The following is a 14,273-nucleotide window of genomic DNA, read 5'->3' on the forward strand; positions in this document are numbered from 1 at the left end:
CTTATTTTTTGTTGTAATTAGGTTTTATCTTTTCAAGATCTTCGATCGAAGGTCTTTTTACAGTAAACCTAATATCAATGCGTCTATTCTTTGCTCTAAGTTCTGGTGTTGACTCATCTAACTCAACTCGTCTAGTCGCAGCGTAACCACTTACTGAAAATAAATTTTCTTCAGAATGATTCAATAATTCATTTAAGCTTGGTTCTAAAACTAATTCTTCACTCCATAGCTTCCAAACTGTTATCGCTCTATCAGCACTTAAACCCCAATTTCCTTTAGTCCAATATTTACCGAACTTAATAGGAACACTGTCTGTATGGCCTTCAACAAATACTGTATCTAAATAAGTGAATCGATCATTTTTCATTACTGCAGAATGAAGAACTGCACCGATACTTTTAACTGATTCCACCATATCTTCAGGAATTTGATCGTCACCTGACTTAAAAGAGAGGGTTTCTTCTGGAATACGAATCACCGTCTCATTATCAGCAATTTCCACCTTAATATTTTGCTTTGCCAACTCTTCCCTGACCTCATTCAAAATATCTTGTCTTGCTTGTTCTGCTTTTTTAAGCTCTTCAATGCCTGCATCAATATCTTGTGTTCGTTGAGTAAGTTCAATGATCAGTGCCACAGCAGCTAAAATAAAAATGACTAGCAATGCCGACATTAGATCAGAAAAAGAGATCCAGTATGGGTTCTCTTCATCTACTTTTACATGTGTACGTGATGCAAATTTCATTGTTATGCACCTACTTTGTCTTGAATATCCTCAACAACACCCGCTAATGCTCTTGCAGCATTATTCATAGTGGTTGCATATTGAGTTGAAGAATCAGCCCATATAGTCAGATGATCTTTAGTCTGAGCATTGGCTTGTTCAGCATAGTCTGAAAGCAAGTTGGTCATTTGAGTTGCCAGTTCATTTACATTTTTCTGTAATTGTGACAAATATTCTTTCTGGGATGACTTCAAGCTATCAAAAGTATTGCCTGCATTAACGATCATGCTATTTATTTGATCAGCTAAATCTCTGAAACGCCCTGTATCTGCAATCAATTGCTCTCGTAAATTCTCCATTCGCTCAGAAGTAGTTTGATTTTGGCTAGCTAAATCTTTCGTTGATTCAATAGCCTCAGTAACGGCACCAGATAGTTTATTTCCGGCATCTCTGACATGAGAACCAAATATACTCATTTTTTCTGCCGCTGATTTAAGTTCTGTCGCAGACTCACGCATACTATCAGTTGCTTTAGCACTTGCTAATACAGATGACTCAACACTTTGTTGAAGTGATTTGCCTTGTTCAATAATCTGCTCTGAACTCGTTTTGTGGTTCTGTATGCTTGATTCTATTTGAGAAACTAATTCTTGTGTTGATTTTGAAATTGCTTGTGTTTGCTGTTCTAAGGCAGCATTCCTTTGCTCAGATATTGCAGCACTCTGCTCGTCACGCTTGGTAAATGATTCATTTAATGAGGACATCTGTGACTGAACAAACTCAGTTAACACCGAACTTTGAGACGCGATACCTTCTGTTAGCGACTTAATTTGTTGTTCAATGTTGTTCGTAAACTCTTGCTCTCTTTCTTTTGCACGAGCTTGGCTGCTATCAAAAGCATCATTTAAACTGCCAATTTGAGTTTCCATCAACTCAGTCATCTTACGACCTTGCTCATTGCTTTGTTCAACTAATTGAGAAACTTGCAATGAAATAGAAGAGATAAGTTCTTTTTCCCTTTCTCCTGATGCTTGCTGAGACGCTTCAATCTTAGAAATAAACGCTTCCATCGTGGTATTCATACCAGAAATTGATTCGTTAACTTTTTCTGAAGCATTTTCCATTGCGACTCTTTGTTGATTACCTTGAGCGCCAAAACCATCCATAAATTTCGTTAACAAATCCTCTAACGCCTTTTGATTCCCTTCTGAAGTTTCGTCCACGAGTTTATTAATAGCAGGCGCCATTATTTCATTTAGCGTTGTCTCTAATGCTTCACTGATTCCTCGAGTTGCAGTTAGCATTGATTCCTGCATTTTAATGCCTATTTGCTCAGCTAAACCTTGTAAACTCTCCCTAGATTCAATGCTATTATGAGCAATAATTTGAAGTTGAGATTCAGGACTTAAACGCGGAAAAATATCGTCAATTTTATCTTGGAGAATGCTTATTCTTTTTCTAATGCTTTGCTCTAATGATTTCTCAATAAAATTAAATAAAACACTTAACAATACACCCCAAACAGATGTCATGAAGGCAACTTTAGCACCACCAATCACCGCAGAAACACCTGCTTTCATTTCTTCAACTGAGACATCAGAAGAAATGTTCATCTCCGAAAGACCAATTTGAAGACCAACAAAAGTACCTATAACACCAACAGCGGTTAAAAAACCCGGTACAGCAGCAATTAGTCTGTTATCTGTAACACCTTTTGCCAGAGTGTGAGTATTGAAAAAATGTGAAGCATCAAACGTATTATGTAGATGAACATTACCAATAGCCTTAACTTCTATTAGTGTTTCATCAAATTCTTTCCAGATATGTCTTACAGGCTGACTTTTCTCTTTATCTTTTTCGGTGATAAAGCTAATCAAGTCTCTTCTTTTAGATGAAATGTTTTCTGTTGAAATACCTTTCAGAGCATCATTTAAGACCTTTATCCTTTTTTTAGCCTTTCTGAACGAATTACCTGATTTGGCAAGAAAGAAAAATGTTATTCCCATAAGGAATGCCACAAAAATAGCACTCAATTGCGACTCAAAATTCAGTGTACTAAAACTTAAAAAGTCAGGGACTAACCAATCTAATTTTTCCATAATATTTCCTACAAAATGACATTCACTTGTTATTCTTGTTTTTAGCGGTAAAACTAATACCGCTTGTTTTCCATTATTTTTATAAACTAACTGTTCTTTGCATACTCTGCATCCAAGATGCTTTAAAAGCTGGATCTCCAGCAAAAAGCTTGTAAAGCTCAAGCTCGTCTTTGCGTCTCGCCAACATAACTTCCTTCAGCATTTTTTCGAATGCTAATTCACGGTTATGTGGATCTGGATTGTTCTGGTACTTAGCTTCAAAGTCTGGATGCTGTTTAATGCTTTCAGCGATATTGATGAACTTAACTTTCTGTTCCTCAGGAGTTGCACTCCAGCCTTGAAACCATCTCTCGTTAAAATTCTTGATAATATCGTCTAGCGGATCTCGCTCTTCTTCACCACCATGTGCTCCACGAGGGTTAGGGTTCTGTGGCGCTAGTTCTGTTTCTTCTGCATCAAGTCCAATACCGTAATTTAACTTAACACGCTGAAGACCATAGGAACTTAAATCAACTGACTCTAACAATTCATCAAGCGCTTCAGAATCAGGGTCTTTAACAATCAGCTTTGGTATTAAGAATTTTAAGAACCAAAACAGTTTTTCCCAGGCAACAATCTCATATGGCATGATTGAAGCCATCTGCCCATAGATTTTCACGAACTGCTTAGCTTTTACTTTGAAATCAACTTTATCTTCGTCTTGCAGCTCTAACTCATAATTAAAACGGTTAGCAGCCGTATCGATGATTGGGCTAAGCGTCTGAGCATCTTCATTATTAAAATAACGCTTAATAAAGTCTTCTACTTCATACCATTCGTAAACACCAACATCATCCATCGAATCTTTCAACTCATGCAATACATTAATATCTGTAGCTTCAGAGAGCGTTGTTGAGGTATAAAATGGGTCAAATGATGTTTTGATATCATCAACACTATTAAAGAAATCGAGTACGAACAGATCTTCTGTCTTTTTGCCAAGCTTAGGCGCTGAGCGATTTAAACGAGATAATGTTTGAACACAAAGAACACTCGCTAGCTTTTTATCAACGTACATTGCGCAAAGCTTGGGTTGATCAAAGCCTGTTAAATACTTATTAGCTACAATTAGCAAACGATACTCATCTGTATCAAACTTATCTTTAGTCTCTCCTTCTGGAAAGCCATTCATTTCTGCTTCGGTATATTCAATTCCGTCAACTTCTTTGGTGCCAGAGAATGCGATAACGGCTTTAAATGGATTGCCTTGCTGATCAAGTTGTCTAGTTATCGCTTTGTAATAGCGAATAGCTGTTTCGATATTTTGAGTGACAACCATTCCTTTAGCTTTACCTTTTAGCTTTTTGCTATTCACCACATGCGGTATAAAGTGCTCAAGCATGATTTCAGCTTTAGTATCAATGGTTTGCTGACTAGTCTCTACGTAGGCACGAAGTCGTTTCTGAGCTTTCTTAGTATCGAATTCAGGGTTGTCCTGAATTGACTTTTCAATCTCATAGTAACTTTTATAAGTAGTGTAATTCGCTATGACATCAAGAATAAAGCCTTCTTCAATGGCTTGCTTCATTGAGTACAAATGGAATGGCTTAAAACTGCCATCTTCTTGCTGCTGCCCGAATTTTTCTAAAGTACTGTTTTTGGGTGTTGCAGTGAATGCTAAGTAAGATGCATTACCTCTCATCTTTCTTGAGCGCATAGCCTGAAGTACTTTATCTTGAGCGTCCTCAGCCTCTTCGATTTCAGATTTACCCATCGCTCGGTTCATGTTGTCGTGCGCAGAGCCTGACTGTGAACTATGGGCTTCATCAATGATTACAGCAAAACGTTTATCACTTAAATCACTAATGCCATCAATAATGAATGGGAACTTCTGAATTGTAGTGATAATGATCTTCTTACCATTCTCTAGTGCTGACTTTAGTTCAGATGATTTAAAAGCAGGAGCTACAATATTCTTAACTTCAGAAAACTCTTTAATATTATCTCTTAGCTGTTTATCTAAAAGCCTTCTATCGGTTACAACAATCACCGAATCAAATAGCGGCTGTTCGATCCCTCTGCTTCCTGGAACATCTGCTGATTTTGGGTAAGTTTCAATGAGCTGATACGCAGCCCAAGTAATAGAATTTGATTTACCAGAACCAGCAGAGTGCTGTATCAAATAGGTTTGACCCACACCATGCGTGGCGGCATGATCTACTAACTTACGAACAACATCCATTTGGTGATAGCGAGGAAAAAACAGCGTCCGCTTTTTTAAATCATCTTTGCTTGAGCCATCTAAGCGAACAAAGTGCTGAATAATGTTAGCCAAGCTTTCTTTACCAAATACCTCTTCCCATAAATATGCTGTCTTGTGACCCCCAGTACCAAATGAAGAGGTATTTGGCGGATTACCCTGTCCATGTCCGTTTCCTTTATTGAACGGCAAGAAGTAGGTGCTTTTACCTGCAAGCTTGGTGGTCATATACACTTCATCGGTATCAACCGCCATATGAACTAAACAGCGACCAAATTGCAGTAACGATTGAGTTATATCTCTATCATTACGATATTGCTTTTGACCATGATATCGCGCTGTTTGCCCTGTCCACGTATTTTTAAGCTCAAGCGTTATCAATGGAATACCATTAATAAACAGCACCATATCTATTTCTTGAAGCGGATTAGCTTTTGAATAACGAAGCTGTCGAGTTGCGCTGAAAATATTTGCCGCAAAGTTCTGATGAACTTTGTCGCTGCTACTTGCTAGAGGAGCTGGGTACATTAAGTTCAAATGCGCGTCATCAACACTTAAGCCTTTTTTCAGTAGATGCAAGATGCCATGTTTTTTAATTAGTCTGTCAAAACGTTCAAGCACTTTGCGCTGCCAATCATTAGGGCTATTACGCTTAAGTTTTTCCAACTCATCTTCTTGAGTATTTTCTAAAAACTGCCAGAAATAATTAGTGTCTAACGCATAATGCATGTCAAAGTCAGTCGGTTGACCAAGCTTATAAAACTTGTTGCCAAAATCAGGCGCAGCTTCTTGCACACCTGCTTTGATGTCTTCTAAGCAAATTCCTGTTAATGCTTTTTCTATTGCAGCTTCTAATGCTTGCTCGTTTGTTTGACTAACCATAGTTACTCCTTGTCACCATAATGCGCTGCTAACGCACTTAACATCTCTTTTTGATGCTGTCTTATTTGTGTTTCTTGCCATTCGTTTTGCTCTTTTAATAGCTTGAACATGGCTTTTAGCTTTAACGAGTCATATTGCGGTTTTGCTTCAAAATCGACAAGTTTCTTCTTAACCGCTTGATTGCTATATGACGAGTTTTCCCCAGGGCTTAATAAAACTAAATTACCAAAGGCATCCAAAAAGTCTCGCTCCAACACGTTTTGGTATTCTCCATGCTGTGGATATACATGCTCAACAGAATTTTTAGCCGTGATACGATAGTTTTTAAACTGCTCTAGGTGCCTATCTGCCTCTTGTTTCCACAAGATGTATTCTAGTTTTTGAAACCAATAATGCTCAAAGCTCGTTCCTCTCGCTTCAGTAAAATAATCTGCGTTTGTTTGCCAAGAATTAACTTCGGGTTGCTGTTGTTTGGCTTGCTTAAAGCTGGCTGTCTTTTGCGTTTCAGACTCAGCCGCTAATGATAAATCGTTATCAACTTTTTCAAGCAAGGCTATGGCTTGTGCATCTTCAGTAATATTTTCTTTTATCAAGCCTGCAATAAATGGAGTGATCCAATACTGAGCACTGCGTTCACCGGTAAAGTTACGAACGCTTTGAAGCATGACTAATTCGTTAAGCTCTTTTTGAGTTCGGTTAATGTACCACTTGCCACTTGATTCGCTTCTTGTCAGGTACGTTAAACGCAACTGCTCGTCGTCACTATCGTCACGCTCTACCCACTTAACCACCCAACGGTCAAACTGGTAACGTACTTGCCACAAGGTTTTAATAAACTCTTTTACTTCTTCTTCACTAGCTTTGGTCAATGGTTCAAAGGTTTCTAGTAACTTGTCAGCATGCACACGAGGAATAACATCGTCTGTACCATCGCCTAACTCAACTGCACGGTTGGCTAAATAAATGCGATAGGCATGAATAAGTAATAATGGGAAACTAATAATAGGACGGCAATATACGGTTTCGGCTTCTAAATCGTAGCTGCCAGCATCCTGCTCATTGTCTAATTTGTTATCTTTACCCTCGTCGCTACTACTTTCTGCACCTGCCTTTAACTGCTCTGCTAGCTGCATAATGGTTAAGCCCTTTTTATGCACAGTACTACCCGAATTTTTTACAAATAATTTTTCATCAAAGAAAGCCAAATGCTCTGCTTTAATATCATTCCACGGAGCGTTAGGAAAAACTTTACGAACATTGCGCTCAAAGTAATTTTCCATGTGTTCACATGCTAACCACATAGCATCAAATAAAGGCTTATCATTAGAAATTTGCTTAAGCAGCTTTGATTTTAATATATCTGCTTGCTCAAGCTGTACACCTGCAGTATTCATGGTGGCAAACAAACGATTCAAATCCATTTGCTGTGGAACAATGTTATTCACCCATTGCACATGATTAAAAATATAATCACCTAGTAAAATACGGTCTTCATACTTAAGCGCTTTTACCTGTTGCTCTAATACCTGTAGCGCTGCATAAATGCGCTTTAAATATGGGTTTTCACCAATGGCTTCTAGCCCAGGAAATACATATTCATCTAGGCCAGCTAAACTACCTAACAAATGCTGCACTTGGTCTCGAATGGTAAATTGCAGTCTAGGCTGCTTTTTAAAAGCGGCAGTATCGGCAATGGCTGAATCAACTTTTACCATTTTAAAAGCAAGCGCAATGAGCATTAATGTCGTGGTGCGTTGCTGCCCATCAATTAGCTCATAAATTCCATTGCCATCTTCATCTTGCTCTATCGATGTAAGCACCGTACCAATAAAGTAGTTTGGCTCTTTCGCCACGCGAGCATCATTAATATCTTTAAATAGCTTTAATACGGCTTCATCTGGCCAAACATAAGGGCGTTGATAACTCGGTATACTAAATTGATATTCATTGGTTTGAATGTAACTTAGCGTGAGCACTTGAGTTTCAACGTGATGCTGTGGTGGCTGATTTCCTTTTGCATAAGCTTCATTTGTAAATACATTACCCATGTTGCTCTCCATTGTTCTCTTTCATGCTCAACTGATTAACAGACACTGTTTTAGTGCCTAAAGGAAGGATATAAGCATCCAACTCTGCAGTATAAGTGTTAGCAAGTGCTTGGGCTGACTCTCCTTCAATAACCTTTATTCCCAAATGCTTTAATACGCTAAATATAAAGCGCTTTTTAACGCTTTTTTTATCAACGGCTAAGTTGGCAGGATCAGTTTTAAAGCTAAAACGATCTAAATAATCAAAACACATATTTGGTGTGTAGCTCGCTGTAATCCAGTCGAGTACAGGATTATCACGAACAAACGCTGAAATAGAATTCTCCCTCACCGCTTTTTGATTACTTACCCGTGGCGAGTAGATAACCCGAAACAGTTTCTTCGCAGCTATATCTAATTGTTGTTCACCAAATTGACTAATGTAGATAAGCAATGCTGTGTCGTATAATCCTTTTACATAGCTACAACCATCAAGCTGGCAGATAAGCCCATGATAAAAATGAAAAAAGCGTGCAAGGGTGTTTTCTTTGTCAGTGGAAGAATATGCAGTGACCTTTTTATGTTTTACGTTTTTATTATTAATTACGGAGGTTAAATACTTAGCTCTTAACTGCTCAAAGTAGCTCAAATAATGAATGGTATTAATGCCACTATTTAAAGGCTGCCTTAATTCATAGCCTTGTTGTGCTTGTTTACCTATTTGACCACCATCAGGCAAGTACACTCGCTCAAAGCGTCCAAATGCTATGTCATCACCTTTACCTGTGCTTTCGCCAAGTTCACTAACTACAGCGCTTCTTACTAAATGTGGTTGCCTGTGCGAAGGTACATTACGGTTATATAGTTTTTGCCAGTAGCGCCCTTTTAACAATGACCCAACAACGGGATTTAAATCGCCTAGCGCTTCCCATTTAGCCGCAAATTCATTTCGGCTATGCCGCTCAATCGCTCTAAGGTGATGAGCTTTAATAATGTCTGGGCCACTTAGCCTAACACCACCGGTATTCTGAGTTTCAAAAAAACGGTAGGCATCGTCTTCACTGCGAGTAACAACCAGAGTTAGATTGATTTTATTGGCATCAAATGTGGTAATTTGGCTAGCATTACTGCTTGTTGAGTATTCCTGTAACCAAGCAAGATTTTGAATGATTTGTTGTTGCGATTCTGGTGAGTCGTAGCTTAAAGAAAGTTCAAAAGGGCCTGAGTCAAAAGAGCTAGATTCAAATCCACCTTGGTCGCTAGCTTGATTAGCCAAACTTTGTACATAAGCAATCAATGCTAAAGTGGTTAACCGTTGCTGGCCATCTATAATATTTAACTGACCATTCTCTGATGACTGATGCAATATGACACTGCCCAAGTAATACCCATAGTCACTATCACTTTGTGCTAAATCACCTAAATGAAGCTGATAATCACTTAACAGTTTTTTTATTTGCACTTCGCCCCAACGATAAGGGCGTTGATACTCAGGTATCGCTAATTCGCCAACAAGTTCAGTTTCATTGGCACTAACAATACTTTGTTTACTGAATAACTGCGCTAAGGTACAACTTGCAACTTCAACCGACATACGTCTTCCTTGTTAGCTTAATTCTGAATCCACTTCTGGCACTTTAATTTTGCCTGTTACCGCACTGTTAATTAGCGTGGTTTTGTATTCTTTGAGTTTTTCGATTTGTTGCTGAAACAATTGTTCTGCTTGAACTAGTTTCTGTGTATGCCGATTTATATAACTAATTATTTCTTTTTGCTCACTTGCTGGAGGATAAGGTACGTAAATCGCTCCAAATTTATCAAAATACAAACGCAACCGAACATCCATAATTCCTCGTGAATGTTTTTTAAGTTCTGCTGAACATTGTTTAGTCCTGAACAAGTAATGATAAAAATAAGGTGCCATATCACATTTTGGACGCAATATGTCATATGCAGGACTTGTCACGCCTTCATACTCAGATAAACCAATGGCTCCCATCCAAGCAAGTAACTTGTTAACTATAAAGTCTCCTTTTTTCACCAACCAATATCCGTCAGTAGTTGAAGCTTTATTTCCTTTTTCTTCTAACTCTTTTCTTGGTTTAACCCCGATAGCTGCATAAATAGAAAGAAGTTCGTGAACATTATTTTTTTCCGATGCCTCCATAACCAATTCAAACAAGTGCTTAACCTTCCGTAACTCCCAATGTTCGGGTATATCTCCGATCCACTCTATATTTGAACTTTTAGTCGGAACTTTAGGCGATATCCCCTTGAATATGGCTTGTTGAATAATGATTTCCTTCCGCTCTTTTAACAATGCAATTTGCTTTTCTTTAATAGAAATCACTTCTTCAATTTGTTTTGTCTTTTTATCAAGAAATTCTGCTATTAAATTTTGCTCTTCTATCGGAGGTAAAAGGATTTGAATGTCGCCAAACTTGCTCCAACTCCTAAAATCACTTGTATTTTGCCTAACTCCATTTGAAAGTACTTTATATACATTTCTGATAGCTAACATTTTCAAGTAGTAAGCGATATAAATTTTATTATGCTTACTATCACATACATGAACTACAGAAGTGCAGTCGCCTGTATGCGTCGATATTGAAATTGCACCATGCCAAGCATCCATGCCGTGTACTAGAAGATCTCCTTCATTTACTCCTTGATAGTCATGCTGTGTCAACGAAACTAGTCCTTGGTTTACATCTCCTGAAAGTTTCGTAAATCCATGATTTGAGCAAATAACTGTATTTCCATTGCGTTTTCTTGGTCTCTCTAATTTGCGTAATACATGTTTTGCAATTGTTATTCCCCAGTGTTCAGGTATCCTTTCTAGCCATTCGACTTCTGAATCTTTAAATGCGCTATAACTATGTAAATTGCTCCGCTCACTCATTACTACTCTCCTTGTACCTTGGATATTTCAACTCCTAAAATATCAGCAATCAATCCTTCAGCTTGATGCTCTAAGCTAATAATCTCTGACGCTACTTCTTCCACTGAGCGCAAAGGTTTGTTTTGATAAAAATATTTATTAAAGCTTATTTCGTATCCTATTTTAGTGCTATCAAGGTTAATCCAAGCTTCATTTATGTGCGAAATTACTTCATCTAGGAAATATTGATGAATTTCAAAAGTACTAGTTTCTTTGTCTTCGTTATAAGTCAAAGGTACTGTTTCGGTGTCACGTAAATCCAAATTGCTTTCATAAGTTATGAATTCTAAATTCTTGCCTTCAACAGCAAAATAGCCAAAATCAGCCATATCAGTGACGTCACAACCAAGGTGATGCAACAGGTTATCGAGCTTATCTTGTTTGAATTTGACGACTTTCTTGACCACTTTTATGGCATTTTCATCGTACCAGCTTACAGCATCGAGAATTGCTTTCTTCTCTGAAGCACTCAGTTTGATTTCAAGTGCTTTTAACTGAACATCAACATCAATTTTGAATTGATTAAAATCATTACTTTCTGTATTCATTCCTTGATTTTCAAATACTACTTTTAACTGATTAGCTGTACTTACAAGCTCTCCAAGTTTCTGCCACACTTTGATGTCTAGCAGCTTAGTCTTTGCTTTAGTATTTAACTTAATATCATTTTCATCACACCAAGTAATAACATCGTTTTCGATACTTTTGAGGAAGCCTGTCTCATATACTTTGTCGCCATACTCACTAAACAGGTATTCCATTGGTTCACGAAGTGATTTATCAAAGCGTAGTGGTGCTATAAGTTCATCTTTAAATTGAGCGCAACGTCTGTCTGGGCGCTCGATATTCACTTTGTAGTAACCGAAATCTTGGTTATCAAAAACCTTAGCGGCAATTCCAATAGGATCATTGTTGTCGTTTAATTGGCGCTCGACATTTGCAGTATCTAAGTAAGTATGAGTAATTTCTTCGATATGCTCAGGTGAAAACTCACAATTTTTGCTACCAAGATTTTTACGTAGCTTTCTGAATAACAAGCTAGCATCAATTAGTTGTACTTTGCCTTTGCGCTCTTTAGGTTTGTTATTGCTAAGTAACCAAATATAAGTGGTGATCCCCGTGTTATAGAACAGGTTATTTGGTAATTGCACTATGGTATCAAGCATGTCATTTTCGATGATGTATCTACGAATATTAGATTCACCAGAGCCTGCATCACCAGTAAATAAGCTAGAACCATTATGGATTGAAGCGATACGACTACCTAATGGACTGGCATCCGTTGATTTCATTTTGCTGACCATTTCCATTAGAAATAGCAATTGTCCGTCGCTTGAACGAGGAGTGGCATCAACTTTCGATTTATTACCCCAATAATCCGCTAATTCAACGATAAAGCGCGGGTCGATAACATCAGAACCGTCTTTGATATTTTTAACTTCACTCGCCCAACTTTTACCATAAGGCGGGTTAGATAGACAAAAATCAAAGCGCTGTCCTACAAATTCATCGGTAGAAAGCGTGGAGCCAACTTTAATATTTTCTGGATCTTTGCCTTTGATCATCATGTCTGATTTACAAATAGCGTAGGTTTCGTCGTTGACTTCTTTACCGTACAAATAGATATCGCGCTGAGTGCCCTCTACTGGGTATTTTTCTGCAATGAAGTTTTCTGATTCAGTGAGCATTCCGCCACTACCACAAGCTGGGTCATAACAAGTAATTGTCAGCGGTAACTCATCTTTGATAGGGTCGAATACTAGGTGAGTCATTAATTCGATAACTTCGCGAGGGGTAAAATGCTCACCCGCTTCTTCGTTGTTTTCTTCGTTGAACTTTCTGATCAACTCTTCGAAAACATAGCCCATACCTAAGTTTGTTAACGCCGGTAGCTTATTACCTTCAGGATCTTCTTTATCTTTTGGCGTTAAGTTGATGTAAGGTGAAATAAACTTTTCAAGGACATCGAGCAATACATCTTTGTTCGCCATATGCTGAATTTTACTTTTCAGCTCGAAGCACTCGATGATTTCTTTTACGTTATCACTAAAACCATTTAGGTACTCTTCAAAATTAGCAAGCAAAATTTGGCGATTGTTTGTAGCTGTTTTAAATAAAGTAGTGAGTGTCCACTTTGAGGTGTTATAGAAAACATAACCAGACTCTTGCACTAATGGCGCATCATCAAGCTCTGTAGCTTGCATATCTTCTAGCTGAAATTTTACTTCGGCAAGTACTGCTTCCTTTGTTGGTTCAAGTAATGTGTCTAATCTGCGAAGCACAACCATTGGTAGAATTACGTCACGATATTTACCGCGCACGTATACGTCACGCAAGCAGTCGTCTGCGATTGACCATATGAAAGAAACTAATTTGTTATGTGCGCTGTGGTCCATGATTTTTCCTAAAATAAAGCGACTCTTTCGCTTTGGTTAATTCTTAAAATTCTATTCGTACCCGGGCGAGATTGTCATACTCGCCACGCTTTCTAATTCGTTTATATTGCTTAGCCAAAGGTGATATTCATCACCTTCTAAAGATGCATTTTTTGTACAGTCAACGTTCCACTGACGCATAAGGTAGCCAAGCAGAGCTTCTCTTACTTCTATGCGCAATACACCATCAATCATGTTGTAATCTAGCTCTATTGCCTTTTTGTGCTTAACAGATGGATGAACTCTTAACTCAACATTGATAATGATGTTCCAACTGATGTCATTTGCTGCGAGTTGATTGTCACTTACTGGCTGGTGAATTTCTGAAACGTTTTGTAATCGAGTACAAACGAAATCACGAAACTCATGGGTTTTACGATCAAAAGCTCTTACATGCCAACGTTGACCGTTGTTCGCAATGGCGTGAGGGACAATCTCTCTACGGCTTTCACCAGACGACAGAGAAACATAATCGCACCTGACTGCTTTTTTGTTATTGATCGCACGCATTAAAGTCGCAATTACATTTGAATCAGGGTGTATCAAACGAGTTGCATCAAAACAATGACTTGAAGGGTGTAAACCATTCGATAAACCATCGCCAAAACCTCTGCAAAGGCTGTTCAAAACGGCTTCAGGGTTATGAGTAAATAGAGGCTGGAATTCGTTTTTACGATAGTACTGTTTGTCTTCGTGTTTTAATTCAAGATTATTAGGCGCTAATTCTCTATATAGCGTCAGGTCTCGAGAACATGAAGCAAGGCCTGTTTTGAAGTGATTGATCAGATCTGCACGCGCTATTTGCCCTATAAATTGCAGGCAAAAATCAATAAACGCAAGGCGCTCGCGTTGTGCATAATTTAGTTTTTCTAAATCCATCTAGTAATTCATAAGTGATTTTTATGATTATTAATTATAAAGTTACA

8 protein-coding genes are annotated in these 14,273 nt (G+C 38.1%); all 8 read right to left on the reverse strand.

All coding sequences use genetic code 11. The features are described 5' to 3' along the window. Window position 1: 1 nt before the first annotated feature. Genes OM33_RS11705 through OM33_RS11740 form a run of 8 tightly spaced genes read right to left on the reverse strand, consistent with a single transcriptional unit; the run spans window position 2 to window position 14,226 of the window. Window positions 2-745, reverse strand: coding sequence for an OmpA/MotB family protein (locus OM33_RS11705; protein WP_010363026.1), 744 nt, complete (start codon window positions 743-745; stop codon window positions 2-4). Between the two features lie 2 nt (window positions 746-747). Next, entirely contained in the window at window positions 748-2,985 is a 2,238-nt protein-coding gene (gene zorA, locus OM33_RS11710; RefSeq protein ID WP_234402694.1) for an anti-phage ZorAB system protein ZorA, read from the reverse strand. Beyond that, window positions 2,903-5,944: a type I restriction endonuclease subunit R gene (locus OM33_RS11715; RefSeq protein ID WP_038641930.1), complete on the reverse strand. Its 3,042-nt coding sequence runs from the start codon at window positions 5,942-5,944 to the stop codon at window positions 2,903-2,905. The genes zorA and OM33_RS11715 overlap by 83 nt, the downstream gene beginning before the upstream one ends. Before the next feature lie 2 nt (window positions 5,945-5,946). Further along, entirely contained in the window at window positions 5,947-7,992 is a 2,046-nt protein-coding gene (locus OM33_RS11720; RefSeq protein ID WP_052140989.1) for a DUF262 domain-containing protein, read from the reverse strand. Next, window positions 7,985-9,565 carry a DUF262 domain-containing protein gene (locus OM33_RS11725; RefSeq protein ID WP_038641932.1) on the reverse strand — a complete coding sequence of 527 codons (1,581 nt, stop codon included), beginning with the start codon at window positions 9,563-9,565 and terminating at the stop codon, window positions 7,985-7,987. The genes OM33_RS11720 and OM33_RS11725 overlap by 8 nt, the downstream gene beginning before the upstream one ends. Window positions 9,566-9,577: 12 nt before the next feature. After that, entirely contained in the window at window positions 9,578-10,873 is a 1,296-nt protein-coding gene (locus tag OM33_RS22055; protein ID WP_052140990.1) for a restriction endonuclease subunit S, read from the reverse strand. 2 nt (window positions 10,874-10,875) lie between these two features. Next, entirely contained in the window at window positions 10,876-13,308 is a 2,433-nt protein-coding gene (locus OM33_RS11735) for a type I restriction-modification system subunit M (protein WP_038641934.1), read from the reverse strand. A 51-nt stretch (window positions 13,309-13,359) separates the two neighbouring features. After that, entirely contained in the window at window positions 13,360-14,226 is an 867-nt protein-coding gene (locus tag OM33_RS11740; RefSeq protein WP_038641936.1) for a WYL domain-containing protein, read from the reverse strand. Window positions 14,227-14,273 lie beyond the last annotated feature (47 nt).

The organism is Pseudoalteromonas piratica, assembly GCF_000788395.1.
GTDB classification, from domain to species: Bacteria; Pseudomonadota; Gammaproteobacteria; order Enterobacterales; family Alteromonadaceae; genus Pseudoalteromonas; species Pseudoalteromonas piratica.

Coding starts and splice junctions, on each gene's coding strand:
- OM33_RS11705 (WP_010363026.1), bottom strand. CDS start 745: ATGAAATTTGCATCACGTACACATGTAAAAGTAGATGAAGAGAACCCA.
- OM33_RS11715 (WP_038641930.1), bottom strand. CDS start 5,944: ATGGTTAGTCAAACAAACGAGCAAGCATTAGAAGCTGCAATAGAAAAA.
- OM33_RS11720 (WP_052140989.1), bottom strand. CDS start 7,992: ATGGGTAATGTATTTACAAATGAAGCTTATGCAAAAGGAAATCAGCCA.
- OM33_RS11725 (WP_038641932.1), bottom strand. CDS start 9,565: ATGTCGGTTGAAGTTGCAAGTTGTACCTTAGCGCAGTTATTCAGTAAA.
- OM33_RS22055 (WP_052140990.1), bottom strand. CDS start 10,873: ATGAGTGAGCGGAGCAATTTACATAGTTATAGCGCATTTAAAGATTCA.
- OM33_RS11735 (WP_038641934.1), bottom strand. CDS start 13,308: ATGGACCACAGCGCACATAACAAATTAGTTTCTTTCATATGGTCAATC.
- OM33_RS11740 (WP_038641936.1), bottom strand. CDS start 14,226: ATGGATTTAGAAAAACTAAATTATGCACAACGCGAGCGCCTTGCGTTT.